Below are 15,560 nucleotides of genomic sequence, written 5' to 3'. Positions count from 1 at the left end.
ACAGGCATGGGGATGGTGTCCGCGGCCGGATTGAGCATCAACCAGGGCTGGGTGGCGACGCGCGATGCGCAACACCTCCTTCAGACAAGAAACTTTTCGCGCGATGATCGCAGTTGCCTGCTCGAAGTGGCATCCATTCCAGCTTTCGATCCGACCGATTACTTCGATGCCCGTCAGCTTCCTGGCCTTGATCCCGTTTCACAATATGCCATCATCGCAGCACGTGAAGCGGTTCGCCAGGCGGGAATCTCGCTCGAAAATTGCGAAGATGGCCGGACCCGCTGTATCGTTGGCTCGGGAACCGGAGGAGAGGTCACACATGACGAGGCATCGCACCGTGTCTACGCCTCGAAAGCGAACCGCCTCCATCCGATGACGGTACCGCGTATCATGTTAAGCGCGGTGGCTAGCCAAGTGGCTTTGGACTTGCAAGTACGCGGCGGCGTTTATTCGGTAAGCTCAGCATGCGCGTCTGGAAGTCATGCTATCGGCCAAGCATATCAAGACATCCGGTTCGATCAAGCGGACGTGGCAATAGTAGGCGGGAGCGAAGCCTGTTTGACCTATGGTTGTGTCAAAGGCTGGCAGGCGCTTCACGTGCTTTCCGATGACAGATGCCGGCCATTTTCTAAGGGCCGTAGAGGCTTGGTTTTGGGCGAGGGCGCTGCGATGTTCGTGCTGGAGGACTGGCACAAAGCCAGCGCGCGCGGCGCGGACATTCTTGCCGAAGTTTCGGGCTTCGGAATGAGCTCCGATGCCGGCTCCATCACGGCACCGAACGCCCAAGGGATGGTGCGCGCAATGAGCGGGGCCTTGGCAACGGCCGGGCGATCAGCAGATGAAGTAGATCATGTAAACGCGCACGGAACGGGAACGCAGGCAAACGATGCAACGGAATGTGCAGCGATCATCGAGATGTTCGGCGCGCGCACCAGCTCGATCCCTGTAACCGCTTCAAAATCGGTCCTAGGGCACGCCCTCGGCGCTGGTGGAGCCATCGAGCTGGCGATCGCGGTTCAAACCATCTGTGAGCAAACGATACCGCCGACCGCCAATTTCGTCTCGGCAGACCCAGAGTGCACGATCGATTGCGTTCCTGGCTCTGCACGAAACGCCAAGGTCAATCTCGTAATTTCAAACAGCTTCGCCTTTGGGGGACTCAATGCCGTGGTTGCTCTTGAACGTCCCTAAACAATACAAGACTTTATTCGACCATCCATATTTCATCTCTATCGAGAGAATATAAAATGATCCTGACCACTACTTTGAAAGCCCTAACAGCTGGAACGATGTTGCTATTGACGGCTTCACACGGATCAATTTTTGATTCGCGAATATTCGAACCTGAAAAAATGCCCGCTTCGTTAAATTGGGGCGACGTTCCGGAGCCATCGGAAATCAGTGTTACCACGAGCGATGGACTGATATTGAAAGGATACCGCTGGAAGCCACGCTGCAAATCGCACGTCGCACTCGTGTTTTTCCACGGCAATAGCGGCAATCGCTTCGATGCTGCCAATCTCGCGGCTCCACTCCGCCGTGACGACGTTGATTTGATCGTCGCATCCTATCGAGGCTACGGCGATAATCCCGGCCAGCCTGATGAAGAGGGGCTTTATGCCGATGCCGAAGCGTTCGTAAAGCAAGCCAAGGCGGATCGTCCCGACAAAGTTTTTCTATTTGGCTATTCGTTGGGGGGGGCAGTCGCACTAAACGCCACCACGCGCGTTCGCGTAAATGGCATAGCAACTTTAGGGACTTTTACGGATTTGCGAAGCGCCGCGCCGAGGCTGGCAAGAGCTTTCATACCTTATGAGTTCGATAACCTAAAAATTGCCAAATCAATCAACACACCTTGGTTGTTAATGCACGGAACCAAAGATGAAGTTGTGCCGGTCAAGCATGCGCAGCGATTGGCGGACGCTGCTGGCAACAAAGCGGTTTTCGTGCGGTTACAAGGAGCCCCACACCGCATTTTGCTGGACCAGATTGCACAAAGAATCTGGACGCAATTGGGATCGATGAGTTTATCCGATTCAGAAGATAACGTCTCGCCCTCCACAGAAATACAGCCTGCAGATTCGCAATGGAACTATCTTGCACGAGACCCGCAATGCGATCGCATTCTTTCATGAAGCGACTTGAAACAAGCTGACGCCGAACGAGTCGTTATCGTCACTCTCGGCCGAGCAGTTTGATCAAAGCCGTTTCTCCCTCGCACGTCAAATTCAGTAAAACGCGGCGCGCGTCCTCCCGATCGTGAGTTCGCTCGATTAGTCCTTGATCGACCAAGCGCTGAACCCAGCGTAGCGCGGTGGATTGAGAGGAGCAGGCCGCCAGACATATATTCTTGACCGGTGCGGATTTGCCATTGCAGCCTAAAATGAACAACTCAAGCAGGATCGCGAATGGCGGATTCTGAAATTGGGCGCCAAGTGCCGCCTGACAGTTGTTCGTTAAGTCACGATAACGTTTGGCACGGCGCAAGAGATGTCGTGCTCTGGACTTCTGCGGCGCATCAGACCTGTCGATTATAAGATGAAGCGCAGCTTCCAGGTCTCCGATAATCTGATCTAATGTAGCGTCCTTGTCACTGGCATCTTCAGGCCCTGCCGTGCGCGATGCTGTGGATTGAAAAGGCTGGCGATTAATATGAGGAACAGTATCGGGTAAGCCCAACTGCCTTGTATTATCGCGTAAGTTTGTAGAAGGGACAGGGGATACAGATAGCTCAGCAGATGCGTTGCAACTACGATTAGCTGAAGAGCGGTTACCCATAACGGCCAAAACTTTCTCGAGAATATCGACAATAAGAACAATGCGGCCAATGTAACAGAATCGATCGCAACCAGCCCGAATCTGGCGGTCTGCCAATGAAAGAGTGGCGACGACTCCAAAGCTGCCGTCAGGATCGAGGCCACGCCCACAATAGCGGCACCGACCCATTCGCTCGCTCCGCCCCTGCGCCACGAAACTAGCATGACGACGCCTAGAAACGTCCAGTAGGTCACTCTCAATAGGGTGAAATTGAGGATCATCTCGCTGCCGGCAAGGACCGCGCTTGGGCCGGAAGAATCAGGCTGCGCGTTCGACCGGGAATTGCACCACGGCCGTCTTAGGGGTCGGCACTTCCTTGTCACCGCCGCCACCGAAGGATGAATCATTGAAGCCCAAATGATCCCGGAATTCAGCCAGACGTGCGTGACTGCTGATCAGCTGCCGTCGGTTGTGCCCATAGCCCTGCAACGTGCTTGTCAAATTAGATATCACATCGTCACCGACAGCCGCCGCAAAACCTACTTCGGTGCGCGCCTCTAGAATAGTGGCCAATAAACGCGCGGTATCGGCCATCGCGATATCCGCACTGCGCTCGGCCTGCCATAGGATTTCCGATACGGCTCGCACCGCTTTAACATATTCTCTTTTCATCTCGGTCCTCGTTCAATTGAGCTTGCGGAACGCTCAGGACAGGATCCCATTCATCGAGAGCATGGAAACGATCCCACTAACGAGACCGCCAACCAACAATGCCACCGCGCTCGCCAGCACCAGTATCCACCCCGTCTTCTTCCACACCGACATGTCGTTGATCGGGTGGGACTTGGTTGGCATCGGCAACCGCAATTCTGAAATGAGCCCCGTCTTCTCTCCGCCGCCCTCCGGTTCCGATAGAATTGTAGCCTTGGGAATAGCTGACGGCTCGTATGAACTCTCATATGAAACGTAGTTGGACAACAGATTCAAAAACCCAGCCGCATCCCGGCGCGATTTAGCCCCAAGCACTCGCATGGCGATGCCGATCTCGGAATTGACAGTGTGATGAGACCCGCCGACCTTTTGCGCGATTTCTTTCGAAGTGAGGCCGGCCGAGACAAGCCGTAGATAGTCCACCTGCGTCTCTGTCAGCAGCGAGGCTGGATGGTCGAACTTTTCTGAGCGCATGAGTTCTCACTCCCGTGACGTTCAATATTACACGCGTCACGAAGCTAGAGACAATTTGCATATTGCAACGAGTGACGGTGCCCACCCCTGACCATCGAAGCCAAGCGGAAACTATTTTAGCCCGGGCAATTTGAAGGTCAAGGCGGTGGCTTGGGCCAAAGGGGTCTACTATCCAAGAGGAGAAGCGCTTGGGTTTTCGAACCGCGATGTGATTTGAGTGGAATTGGTCGGAAGACGGTCCGAGCCAGCTTGTAAGCCAAACGTCCGGTTGTACCCAAGGCTATGCGAGCAGGGGAGACGTGGGGCGAGATCGCCAGACATTAACGCCGGCCCATAAGTCGAAAAGCCGAGCACCCAAAATGCCTGCACTCATGACCAATGCGGCGAAAGCAAGCATGCAGTGCTGCTCATACGGACCACCCAAATGGACCATCCAGCCTCGCATAACTGGTGCACCTACAGGGGTTTACCCGATTTTAGCGAAACTTCGCCCGGTGGTGACCCCTACGGGAATCGAACCCGTGTTTCAGCCGTGAAAGGGCCGCGTCCTGGACCGCTAGACGAAGGGGCCTCCGCCGGGGAAGCTGCGCACTTAAGGAACGGGGCACGAGTGGTCAAGCCGCTACCGCCGCATCCTCCAGATGCAGTTCGGCGGCGGGGCGAGCGCCCCAATCGTCGAGCTTGACGCGGCCCGCCAGCCAATATTTCGCATTGGGGCCGCCGTGGAGCAGGGTCTGTCCTAGCGTGCTGTCGGCGGCGCGGAAGGCCATCGCCTTGAACCGGCCGCCATCGTCGCCCGTCACGATCGCGCGGACATGACCATTGCCTACAATATCGCATTTGACGATGCGCACCGGCCCAGCGACCACGCGCGGGGCGGGCCATCCCATGCCATAGGGACCGCCGCGCTCGACCGCGCCGACGAATTCGGGGCTCAGCCCGCGCGGGGAGAGCAGCGCGTCGATCAGCATCGCGCGCCCGTCTCCGGCGCGCGCGACGTCCGCCGCCAGCCGCTCGTCGAGAAACTCCGCCAGCGCGCCGATCCTTTCCGCCTGCACCGTCAGCCCCGCCGCCATGGCATGCCCGCCGCCCGCGACCAGCAGGCCATGATCCTTCGCGGCGATGATCGCGGCGCCCAGATCGACGCCGGAGACCGAGCGACCCGATCCTTTGCCGGTGCCATGTTCGTCCACCGCGACGACGATGGCGGGTTTACCAGTCTTTTCCTTGATGCGGCCGGCGACGATGCCGATCACGCCCGGATGCCAGCCTTCGCCCGCCAGCAGCGCCACCGAGCGGTTATGCTGGCCGGGGAGCATATCCTCGGCGGCTTCCTGCACGGCGGCCTCGATCGCGCGGCGGTCCTCGTTGAGCAGGTCCAGTGTCTGCGCGATGTCGCGCGCCTCGTTCGGGTCCTCGGTGGTCAGCAGCCGCACGCCGAGATCGGATTTGCCGACGCGTCCGCCCGCGTTGATACGAGGCCCAAGCGCGAAACCGAGATCGCTGCAGATCGGCGCGCGGGTGAGGCGGCTGGCGTCGATCAGCGCGCTGAGGCCGATATTGCGCCGCGCCGCCATCACCTTGAGCCCCTGCGCCACGAAGGCGCGGTTGAGGCCCTTCAATTGCGCGACGTCGGCGACGGTGCCGAGCGCGACCAGATCGAGCAGATCGAGCAATGCCGGCTTGGCGCGCTGCGCGAAATAGCCGCGCTGCGATAGGATGCGGCGGATTTCCACGGCGAGCAGGAAGGCGATGCCGACCGCGGCGAGATGGCCGTGGTCCGCCGCCTCGTCGCATTCGTCCAGCCGGTTCGGGTTGACCAGCGCCAGCGCGGTGGGAAGCTCGGCGCCGCATTTGTGGTGATCGACCACGATCACCTCGACGCCCGCCGCCTTGGCTTCGGCCAGCGCGTCATAAGCCATCGCCCCGCAATCGACGGTGACGACGAGGTCCGCGCCCTCGTTGCCCAGCCGCACCAACGCCTCGCCCGAGGGGCCATAGCCTTCCATCAGGCGGTCCGGGATATAGGCGTCGGCGACGAGGCCGAGCTGGCCGAGGAAACGGATCAGCAGCGCCGCGCTGGTCGCGCCGTCGACGTCGTAATCGCCGAAGATGGTGACGCGCTGCTGCCCGATTACCGCATCGGCAATGCGTTCAGCCGCCTTGGTCATGTCGCGGAAAATCGACGGGTCCGGCAAAAAGCCGGTGATCGACGGGCTGAGATGCGCCGCCAGCGCGTCGCGCGGGCAGCCGCGCGCGATCATCAGCTGGGTCAACATATTGTCGGGCCGGAAGTCGCCGCCGCGCGCATCGGCCCCGGTGCCGCGCCAGCGCCAGGGCTGGCCGGTGAGCGAACGCTCGATATCGCAGACATAGTTCATGCGCGCGGGGTAGCGCATTGCGCGCGGTGCGTGAATCGGAATTTCCTAAATCCTCCCCGGAACGGGGAGGGGGACCGCCGACAAAGTCGGTGGTGGAGGGGTCGGAGCGCTATTCTATGGAGGAGGCGCTTCGGCCCCTCCGTCACGCTGCCTGACGGCAGCGCGCTACCCCCCGTTCCGGGGAGGATTATACCTGCGCCCAGCGCCGCATGAGGTTGTGATACACCCCGGTCAGCCGCAGCACCTCTGCGTCGCCGCCGCCCCGCTCGAGGCTGAGCGCCTGCACCGACTGGTCGAGATCGAACAACAGGCCGCGCGCCGCGTCGTCCGCGACCAGCGACTGGATCCAGAAGAAGCAGGACACCCGCTCGCCGCGCGTCACCGGCGTCACGCGGTGCAGGCTCGACGCCGGATAGAGCAGCATATGGCCGGCGGGCAGCTTGTACGAGACCGCGCCGAACGGCCCCTCGACCTCTAGCTCGCCGCCGTCATAATCGTCCGGATCGGTGAGGAACAAGGTCGCCGACAGATCGGTGCGGATGCGCGTGCCGCTGGGGCCGTGAACGCGGATGGCATTGTCGACATGCGCGGCAAAGGTCTCGCCGCCGCCATAGCGGTTGAACAGCGGCGGGAAGACGCTGTGCGGCAGCGCGGCGGAGAGGAACAGGGCGTTCTCGCCGAGCGCGCGGCTCACGACGGCCTGGGCCGCTTTGGCTTCCGGCGAATCCTCGGGCAACTGCCGGTTGCGCTTGGCCAGCGCGGACGCGGCGCCGCTGGTGGCGTTGCCGTCGATCCAGTCGTCCGCGAGGAGGCGCGCCCGCAGATCGGCGGCGGCTTCGGGGCTCAGCACATCGGGAATGGCGATCAGCATGTTTGTTTAACTCCCGAAACCGTTCGTCCTGAGCTTGTCGAAGGAATGTACTTCTCAATCGCGGCCTCGGCAAAACAGGCGGCCCTTCGACAGGCTCAGGGCGCACGGATATAGCCGGAGCGGCTGGTCAGAACCCCGCCGTCAGCGAGACCAGTGCCGAACGCCCGGGGGCGACATAGACGAACGGCGTGCCCGACCGGTAGAGCGTATCGTAATAAAGCTCGTCGGTCAGGTTGAGCACGTTCAGGCGGACCTGCAAAGCGTTGCCGATGTCGTAGCGCGCCACCGCGTCGAACCGGACGAAGCCCGGCACTCGCGTATCGCCCGCCGCCTGGGTGCCGCCGAAAATCTCGCTGCGCACCGTGGCCTGGCCGCCCAGCATGAAGGCATCGGTCAGCTGGTAGGTGGCGAGCAGGCTGGCGCTGTGGCGCGGCACATTGGCGAAGCGCGCGCCCTGCTGCTCGGGATCCGCGGCCTTGGTGATCACTGCGTCCAGATAAGTATAGCCGCCGAACAGCTGCAGGCGGGGCGTCAGCTTGCCGCTGATGCCGATCTCGCCGCCCTGGCTGCGCAGCTCCCCGATATTGACCACCGGGCCGCCGCGGCCAAGCTGCTGGCGCGCATTGGTCTTGTCGATGCGGAACAGCGCGGCGGTGAACAGCAGATCGGGACCAAAGGGTTCGGCCTTCAGACCGATCTCGTAGCTCTTGTTGCGTTCGGGTTGCAGCGCCGCATTGGCCTGGTCGAGCCCGTCATAGCTCGCGCCCGATCCGTCGAGCTGGTCGCCGCTGGGGTTCGAGCTGGTGCTGAAGCTGGCGTAGAGCGTGACCGGCTCGACCGGCTTGTAAACCAGGCTGGCCTGATAGTTCAGGAAATCGACGTCCGAGCGGCGGTCGGGCAGCGGCGCCCCGGTGGCGCGATCGGCGCCGCCCGCCGCGACGATGTCGAACCCGTCATAGCGCACGCCCAGCAGCGCCTGGAAATGCTCGCCGAACTTGACCGTGTCGATGGCAAAGGCGGACAGCGATTCCACCGTGGTGGTGGTGATGTTGCCGCTTTCCAGAATCGGAAAGGGGAACGCGATCGTGGGGTCCGGATTGGGCAGGTTCTGGACGATTGTGATCGGGGGGGTGATCACGCCGCCGACCACTTCGCTGTCGAAATTATAGGGATTGTTGCGCACCTGCTCATGCGCATATTCCACGCCGGTCAGCAGCGTATGGCCGATGCCCGCAGTGGCGAAATCGAATCGCGCGTCGGTGACGTTGGCGAAATATTCGTTGTCCGAATTGCGGTTCTTGGGGTTGGCCAGCACCGTCCACTCGGCCGGATCGGGATCGGTCGTGTCGGGCCGCTCCGGCGCGCTCACGATATAGCGGTTGGCGGTCTTGCCGTAGCGGGTGCGCGAGGAAAAGCGCAGGCTGTCCAATGGCTGATAGGCGATGTGGACGGTGGCGACATCGGCCTCGATTGTCTGGAAATCGCGGTCGAGCACGCCGTAGAAATTGCCCCGCGGCACGTCGAACGGCCGGTTGTTCGCCACATCATAGGGAATGCCGTAATCGGGCAGCGAGTCCGACCGGAAATAATAATAGTCGGCGCTCAGGGACAATTCCGGCGTCGCATCCCAGGCGATCGCCGCCGCGCCGCCGTAACGCTCGCCCTTCACAAAATCGCGGCCCGGCGTATCGCCGCGATCGTACAGCCCGTTGACGCGCAGCGACAGCGTGTCGCTCAGCTTCTGATTGGCATCGAGCGTCGCGCGATAGCGATTGTCGGTTCCCACGCTGCCTTCGCCGATCACGAAATTGCCGGGCAGCGGCTGCTTGGACTGCAGCGAAACCGTACCCCCGGTCGTGCCGCGCCCGCCGAACGTGCCCGACGGGCCTTTGACGATCTCGATCTGCTCGACCGCGAAAATCTCGCGGCTGGTGACGCCGGGATCGCGCAGGCCGTCGATATAGACGTCGTTGCGCGCGTCGAAGCCGCGGATGAAGATGCGGTCGCCGAACGCGTTGCCGCCTTCTCCGGTGCCCAGCGTCACGCCGGGAGTGGAGCGCACCACCTCGCGAAAGCTGGTCGCGCCGATGTCCTCGATCACCTCCTTGGGAATGATGGTCTGCGATTTGGGCGTGTCGCGCACCGGCTCGGTATATTTGCCGTCGCTGGACCGGTCGATCTTGTAGGCCGCGTCGGGATCGGCGTTGGGATTGGCATCGTCGGGGCGCTCGCCGATCACCACGATGTCGCGGTCCTGCATCGGCGCGGCGGCGTCGCTTGCCAGCGCCATTTGCGGCGCAAGGCCGACGGCCAATGTGCCGGCGAGAAGCGCGCCGCCGCGCGGTGTGGGGCGAAGGCTGAAGCGTTTCATTTGGGGGCCCTTGTCTATCTTATAGCTGATGCTGCTGTCCGCTATTGATAACCATTCTCAGTGTCAATTAAACAATTGCGAGTCAGTCGCATTTGTTCGAATATTGGCTCGCCGGGCTGGGCACGCTATGGCCGCATCTCGATGAATTCGCTGCTGATCCTCCATTACAGCCGCACCGGCGGCAGCCGTCGGCTTGCCGAAGCCGCGCGGGACGGAGCCGCCGACACGGGCTCGGTGAGGCTACGCTATCTGCGCGCGCAGGATGCCGGACCGGACGATCTGCTCGGCGCCGACGGCTATATCTTCGCCTGCCCGGAAAACCTCGCCGCCATCGCGGGCGAGATGAAGGCTTTTTTCGACCGCAGTTTTTACGAGGTGCTCGGGCGGGTTGAGGGCCGCCCCTATGCCGCGCTGATCTGCGCCGGATCGGACGGGCACAATGCGAAAACGCAGCTCGAACGCATCTGCACCGGCTGGCGGCTGAAGCGCATTGCCGACACGCTGATCGTCAATGTCGAGGCACAGACGCCCGAGCAAATCCTGGCCGAGAAGACGGTGCCCGATGCCGCGCTGGCCAAGGCCCGCGAGATCGGCGCGACGCTGGCGGCGGGGCTGGAACTGGGTATTTTCTAGCGTCCCGGCTTGCGACGGATCCGCTAGACTTTCCGCGGCTTCCCGACCTTGCCCAGCGGCGTGTCCAGCGCGGCGCGATCCCAGCCCGCCAGATCGGCCGCAGCGGCGTAGCTGGACTGGAGGAAGGACAACAGTGCGTCATCCGGATCGACCGCTTCGCGCACCGCCGCGTAAGGCAGTATGAATTCTCCCAATTCCGCGCTCCATCGGCCAGGTTCCGGCCGGATGGCGCCGCCTGCCAGTCCGTCCGGCGTCGGATAGGCATAGGCGTAGAAGGCGGCTTCCCCGACATCGCCCCCGCCCGGCCAGAAGCCGGCGCTAATCAGTTCGTGCGAATAGGCCTCGCGCGTCACGCGGTCGTCGAGATTGGGAAAACCGCCGGGATGCGGCGGCGCCCGGCGGCCCGAAAAGCGGGTCACGGCCAGATCGAAACTGCCCCAGAACAGATGCGAGGGGCTGGACTTGCCGAGGAAGCCCGTGCGAAAGGCGCGAAATACCCGGTCGGCGCTGCGAAAGGCCCCGTGGAGGCGGCGCACGGCATCGGCGTTCCAGGGACGCTCGCGCTCGTCCCGGGCGAAAGGCACCGCCTCCGCCACCTCATTGGGCGCGCCGGAGATGTCGGCATCGATGCCGCAATGGCCGAGAATGGCGTCCAGCGCCTGCTGGAACCCGGCGACCGTCTTGCCGGCCACGGCGAAGCGTCCGGTGGCGCCGTCCGAGGAGAGCAGCGAGACCTCGCCCTCGAGACAGTCGAACAGCAGTTCGAACTCCTGACCGCCCGAAGGCAGGGAATGGGTGCGAAAGCCCGTCGGTGTCACCCGCAGCGCGACATGCCAGCTGTGGTTGAGCCACCGCGCGCTGCGCACCGGCAGCTTGCCGATCACCTGGCAATAGGCATGGACGGTTTCATAGACCGGCCGTTCCGACTGGTAATCCAGTCTGGGCCAACGCTCCATCATAGCGATCTTTCCCCCAGAATAACTGACTTTCCAGCTGAACTTGCAACTTTACCGCGGCAAAGTCGCAGAGTTAACACGAAACCCTTGCTCAAGCGGACCAAAATCGAAACTTGGTCCGCAGCAGCGCCATGGCGAACGAAGGGATCCCGCAGCCACCATAGCTCAGTCCTTCTTGTGCTCGCTCTTGACCCAGCGGACGGTGCCGCTGCTGGCGCGCATGACCACGCTCTCCGTCGTGATGACGCCGCGGCGCAGCGATTTGACGCCTTCGAGCAGCGAGCCGTCGGTGACGCCGGTCGCCGCGAAGATGCAATCGCCCCTGGCCAGTTCCTTGAGATCATATTGCTTGTTCAGATCGGTGATGCCCCATTTGGCGGCGCGGGCGCGCTCGTCGTCGTTGCGAAACAACAGGCGCCCCTTGAATTGGCCACCGACACAGCGCAGCGCGGCGGCGGCCAGCACGCCCTCGGGCGCGCCGCCCTGGCCCATATAGAGGTCGATCGTGGTGTCCTCGTCGGTGGTCGCGATCACGCCCGCCACATCGCCGTCGGGGATCAGCTGGATGCCGCAACCGATGGCGCGCAGCTCGGCGATCAGATTTTCATGGCGGGGCCGGTCGAGCACGCAGACGATGATCTCGCGCGGTTCGACGCCCTTGGCCTTTGCCACCGCCGCGACGTTCTCTTTCACCGATCGGTCGAGATCGATCACGCCATCGGGATAGCCCGGACCCACGGCGATCTTGTCCATATAGACGTCCGGCGCGTTGAGCAGGCCGCCTTCCTCGGCGGCGGCGAGCACGGCCAGCGCGTTGGGGCCGGCCTTGGCGGTGATGGTGGTGCCCTCCAGCGGATCGAGCGCGATGTCGATCTTCGGCCCCGTGCCCGGCGCGCCGCCGACCTTTTCGCCGATGAACAGCATCGGCGCCTCGTCGCGCTCGCCCTCGCCGATCACCACGGTGCCGTCCATCTGCAGCGTATCGAACGCGCGGCGCATGGCCTCGACGGCGGCGGCGTCGGCGGCTTTTTCATCGCCCCGCCCGATCAGCTTGGCCGCCGCCATTGCTGCGGCTTCGGTGACGCGCACCATTTCGAGAACGAGAACGCGGTCGAGCATATCGCTGGGTTTGGGCATCGCTGGGCTCCTGAAAACGGGCGCCCTTTGCGGGCTAGCGCGTCCGATAGGCGAGCCATGTTGCAATGTCGAGAAAGGGGTTAAGGCCCCTCTCCCCTTGCGGGAGAGGGCCCGCGCAGACTTACGAGCTTGCTCGTTAGTCGAAGCTGGGTGAGGGGGTAAAAGCGATCGCATCGCGAGCGCGCGAGCCAGAGGCTCGCTCACCCTCATCCAACTCGCCTAGCTGCTTGGCAAGCAGCAAGGCTTCGTACCCTTCTCCCCTCAAGGGAGAAGGGGCTCGAGGCTCACGCCCCAGAATATGCATCACCATCGGCGCATCCATAATTCGGCCCTTTTTCCGGAGCATATCTGGGCAGTGCCGCGGGCCGCCGACATGGGGAACGATGGGATGAGACGATGGATATCAGCGCTTGCCGTCCTGCCGGCCGTCTGGGCCGCGCCGCTTTGGGCGCAGACCGAACCGGTGGACGCGCCGGCAAACATTACGCCAGTCGATGCACCCGCCGAATCAATTAGGCCGGCCAAGCCCGTCATCACCGCCGAAAATGCGATGGAAAACTATCGCGCGTCGATCGTCATCGGCCCGCGCCGCTGCTCGGACGTCGGCTCGGGCGACGAAATCCTGGTATGCGGGAACCGCGACTTCGACGCCGCCCAGCGGCTGCCCTTTTCGCGTGTCGCGCGCGCTGGCGAAAATAGCGGGCCGGTGCGCGGTGAAGTGCCCCGAGCCGGCGATCTGTCGCTGCGTCCGGCGGGCAGATGCGGCGTGCTGAACAGCGACGGCAGCTGCACGAAAGGGGTGGCGGTGGTCAGCACCAAGGGCGGTACCGGTATTCCTATCCTCGGTTGGCTCCAACGGGCGGTGGGATTGGCCGCAGAGCCGGTTCCGACCGGGGATTACCAGCAGGAAGATATCGACGGCCAGGATGGTGCGCTGGACGACTGACCGCTCAGGCGTCCAGGATGTGCATCACCATCGGTTCGGCCTTGAGGCTGTCCGATCCGGCAAGCTTTTGCAGCGCCTGATCGATGCAGGCCTCCTCCACCTCATGCGTGACGATGGCGATCAGCGCGGTTTCGCCGTGCGCCTGCGCAGGCTGGATCAGGCTTTCGACCGAGACCCCGGCGTCGCGCATCGCGGCGGCGATCTCGGCCAGCACGCCGACCTTGTCCGCCACCTCGAAGCGCAGATAGGCTTTGCCGGAGCGGTGGCCGGTCTCCGCCGCGCCCGCCTGTTCGAGCGCGCTGGCGGGCATGGCGAAGCTGTGGCCGGTCTGGCCGCGTGCGAGATCGACCAGATCGGCGACCACCGCGCTTGCCGTCGGCCCGTCGCCCGCGCCCGCTCCCTGGAACAGCAGCCGCCCGGAATAATTGCCCTCGGCCACCACCGCGTTGGTCGCGCCGTCGATCCGGGCAAGTGGGTGCGCGAGCGGGAGCAGACAGGGATGGACGCGCTGGAACAGCTTGCCGCCGTCCAGCTCGGCGAATCCGATCAGGCGGATGACGTAACCGAGCGCGCGGGCCTGCGCGATGTCCTCGGCGCGCACCTGGGCGATGCCGCGCGTCTCGACATGCGCGAAATCGAGCCTGGTGCCGAAGCACAGGCTCGCCAGGATCGCGAGCTTGTGCGCCGCGTCGGTGCCTTCGATGTCGAAGGCGGGATCGGCCTCGGCGTAACCGATGGCTTGCGCGGCGGCGAGCACCTCGTCGAAATCGCGCCCCTCCGCCTCCATCGCGGAGAGCACATAATTGCAGGTGCCGTTGAGGATGCCGTAGACGCGCTCGATCCGGTTGGCCGCGGCGCCCTCGCGCAGGCCTTTGATCACGGGGATCGCGCCCGCCACCGCCGCTTCGAACAGCAAGGGCGCCCCGCTACGCTCGGCGATTTCGGCCAGTTCGAGGCCGTGATGCGCGATCAGCGCCTTGTTGGCGGTGACCAGCGCCTTGCCCGCGCCGAGCGAATCACGGGCGAGTGCAAGCGCCGGGCCGTCCGAGCCGCCGACCAGCTCGCACACCGCGTCGATGCCGTCGTCGCCGGCGAACGCGCCCATGTCGTCGATCCAGCGATACGCGGAAAGGTCGATGCCGCGATCTCGCGCGCGGTCGCGGGCGCTGACCGCGACGATCTCGACCGGGCGGCCGGCGCGCCGCGCGATCAGATCGCAATTCTCCTCGATCAGCCGGATGACGCCGGTCCCCACCGTGCCGAGCCCGGCCAAGGCCACGCGCAAGCTTGTCGTCATGATGTCGGGCTCCTCCGCCTTGCTGCGGAGCAGGCGGTTACCGTTCCGGCGCGGCGCTGGCCAGCCCTAAGGCGTGCGCGGCTGCGTTCCCATGATATACGGCGCATCCGACAAAGGTTTATTGCCCTCGCACGGGCCGACCGAACGGCGCACATATTGATAGTCCTCGCGCGCCCGCGAATCGTTCACCGGATCGCCGCCGGACAGCGCCGCATCGGGCAGCCGCGCGGGCAGGCCGCCGCAGGCCAGGCGATACCAAAGCAGGCTGTCGCGACGCGGTGCGGCCGCGGCCTCGTCGACGATCTCGGTCAGCGAGACCGACCAGCGCCGCTCCTGCCCGGGCCGGCTGAGCACGCTGATGGCGATCGGACGCTGTTCGGCGGTCGAGAGAAAAATCTGCGTCTCGCCTTCGCCGGGAATATTGCCGGGAACGTGGACCGCGCTGGTCACGCCGGTGATGGCGGGCGGCGCATCGATCGCCACGGCCTCGCGTGTGATCTGGCGGACCAGCGCGTCGGTCTGCGGTCCATAGGCGAGCAGCGAATCGCTGCCGGCCAGCTGAAGCTCGCCGTTGCCCGTGATCCGACCGAAAGCGAAATAGCGCCCGCCTTTCAGCCTCGGCGCCCGGCCGCGCGAATCGAGCGGCACATCGGCCAGAAAGCGGATGTGCGGCGGCAATCCGCCCGAGCCGCGAATCAGGCTGTTGACGTCCGCCTCGACGTAGACCCGGGCGATCCCCGGCGGCAGCGGGCCCGTGCGTTCGGACTCCAGCACGCTTGCGCGCGTCACGCCGAGATCGACGATCGCGGGCGATCCCGTCACTTTGCCGGCAACCGCGGCGTAGCTCGGCGGTGGCTCGCTATAAGCCGGGCCTGGCGCGGCGACGCAGGCGCCCAGCAGCAAGGCCGCCGCCGCCGTCAGATGATATGGTCTTGCATAGCCCATGGACCGATGCCCCTATTCTGTCATATGCTTGTGGTTAAGAGACGCATGCACGGCCCAGCCTGTCAACCGACTGAACCGGGC

At 63.6% G+C, this 15,560-nt stretch carries 14 protein-coding genes and 1 tRNA gene; 4 read left to right on the top strand and 11 right to left on the bottom strand.

Going from position 1 to position 15,560, the window contains the following annotated elements; genetic code table 11:
• Positions 1–12: 12 nt before the first annotated feature.
• A complete protein-coding gene (locus tag ACOQPC_RS14015) occupies positions 13–1,191 on the top strand; it encodes a beta-ketoacyl-[acyl-carrier-protein] synthase family protein (RefSeq protein WP_420606330.1) in 1,179 nt (392 codons plus the stop codon).
• 56 nt (positions 1,192–1,247) lie between these two features.
• Positions 1,248–2,135 (top strand): alpha/beta hydrolase, encoded by an 888-nt coding sequence (locus ACOQPC_RS14010; RefSeq protein WP_420606329.1) that lies wholly within the window; start codon positions 1,248–1,250, stop codon positions 2,133–2,135.
• A gap of 40 nt (positions 2,136–2,175) precedes the next feature.
• On the opposite strand, the gene ACOQPC_RS14005 is transcribed toward ACOQPC_RS14010, so the two are convergent.
• The 7 genes from ACOQPC_RS14005 to ACOQPC_RS13975 all read right to left on the bottom strand — a co-directional run bounded on the left by ACOQPC_RS14005 (position 2,176) and on the right by ACOQPC_RS13975 (position 9,565).
• Complete coding sequence (locus tag ACOQPC_RS14005) at positions 2,176–2,679, bottom strand: MarR family transcriptional regulator (RefSeq protein WP_420606328.1); 504 nt, start codon at positions 2,677–2,679, stop codon at positions 2,176–2,178.
• 396 nt (positions 2,680–3,075) lie between these two features.
• Positions 3,076–3,429: a hypothetical protein gene (locus ACOQPC_RS14000; protein WP_420606327.1), complete on the bottom strand. Its 354-nt coding sequence runs from the start codon at positions 3,427–3,429 to the stop codon at positions 3,076–3,078.
• Between the two features lie 33 nt (positions 3,430–3,462).
• On the bottom strand, positions 3,463–3,942 hold the full coding sequence (locus ACOQPC_RS13995; protein ID WP_420606326.1) for a helix-turn-helix domain-containing protein: 480 nt from the start codon (positions 3,940–3,942) through the stop codon (positions 3,463–3,465).
• A 495-nt stretch (positions 3,943–4,437) separates the two neighbouring features.
• A tRNA-Glu gene (locus ACOQPC_RS13990) sits at positions 4,438–4,513 on the bottom strand.
• Between the two features lie 43 nt (positions 4,514–4,556).
• Entirely contained in the window at positions 4,557–6,323 is a 1,767-nt protein-coding gene (gene recJ / locus ACOQPC_RS13985) for a single-stranded-DNA-specific exonuclease RecJ (protein ID WP_420608156.1), read from the bottom strand.
• Between the two features lie 187 nt (positions 6,324–6,510).
• Positions 6,511–7,194, bottom strand: a complete 684-nt coding sequence (locus tag ACOQPC_RS13980; protein WP_420606325.1) for a Fe2+-dependent dioxygenase — start codon at positions 7,192–7,194, stop codon at positions 6,511–6,513.
• Between the two features lie 127 nt (positions 7,195–7,321).
• On the bottom strand, positions 7,322–9,565 hold the full coding sequence (locus ACOQPC_RS13975; RefSeq protein ID WP_420606324.1) for a TonB-dependent receptor: 2,244 nt from the start codon (positions 9,563–9,565) through the stop codon (positions 7,322–7,324).
• Positions 9,566–9,706: 141 nt separating this feature from the next.
• Between ACOQPC_RS13975 and ACOQPC_RS13970 the strand changes: the two genes are divergently transcribed.
• Positions 9,707–10,198 carry a flavodoxin family protein gene (locus tag ACOQPC_RS13970; protein ID WP_420606323.1) on the top strand — a complete coding sequence of 164 codons (492 nt, stop codon included), beginning with the start codon at positions 9,707–9,709 and terminating at the stop codon, positions 10,196–10,198.
• A gap of 23 nt (positions 10,199–10,221) precedes the next feature.
• On the opposite strand, the gene ACOQPC_RS13965 is transcribed toward ACOQPC_RS13970, so the two are convergent.
• Positions 10,222–11,157, bottom strand: coding sequence for a DUF5996 family protein (locus ACOQPC_RS13965; RefSeq protein WP_420606322.1), 936 nt, complete (start codon positions 11,155–11,157; stop codon positions 10,222–10,224).
• Positions 11,158–11,319: 162 nt separating this feature from the next.
• Positions 11,320–12,291 carry a class II fructose-bisphosphatase gene (gene glpX, locus ACOQPC_RS13960; protein WP_420606321.1) on the bottom strand — a complete coding sequence of 324 codons (972 nt, stop codon included), beginning with the start codon at positions 12,289–12,291 and terminating at the stop codon, positions 11,320–11,322.
• Between the two features lie 388 nt (positions 12,292–12,679).
• Here glpX and ACOQPC_RS13955 point away from each other — a divergent pair, with 388 nt between their 5' ends.
• Positions 12,680–13,237, top strand: coding sequence for a hypothetical protein (locus ACOQPC_RS13955; protein ID WP_420606320.1), 558 nt, complete (start codon positions 12,680–12,682; stop codon positions 13,235–13,237).
• Between the two features lie 4 nt (positions 13,238–13,241).
• On the opposite strand, the gene ACOQPC_RS13950 is transcribed toward ACOQPC_RS13955, so the two are convergent.
• Together ACOQPC_RS13950 and ACOQPC_RS13945 are read right to left on the bottom strand one after the other, a co-directional pair.
• The gene (locus ACOQPC_RS13950) at positions 13,242–14,534 is read right to left on the bottom strand and encodes a homoserine dehydrogenase (RefSeq protein WP_420606319.1); all 1,293 of its coding nucleotides are present in this window, start codon (positions 14,532–14,534) and stop codon (positions 13,242–13,244) included.
• A gap of 66 nt (positions 14,535–14,600) precedes the next feature.
• Entirely contained in the window at positions 14,601–15,479 is an 879-nt protein-coding gene (locus ACOQPC_RS13945) for a hypothetical protein (RefSeq protein ID WP_420606318.1), read from the bottom strand.
• Positions 15,480–15,560: the final 81 nt, after the last annotated feature.

The sequence above is a fragment of the Novosphingopyxis sp. genome (assembly GCF_965218915.1).
Taxonomy (GTDB): domain Bacteria; phylum Pseudomonadota; class Alphaproteobacteria; order Sphingomonadales; family Sphingomonadaceae; genus Novosphingopyxis.
Note: the sequence above shows the minus strand (reverse complement) of the source record. Positions and strands in the feature narration are given on the sequence as shown.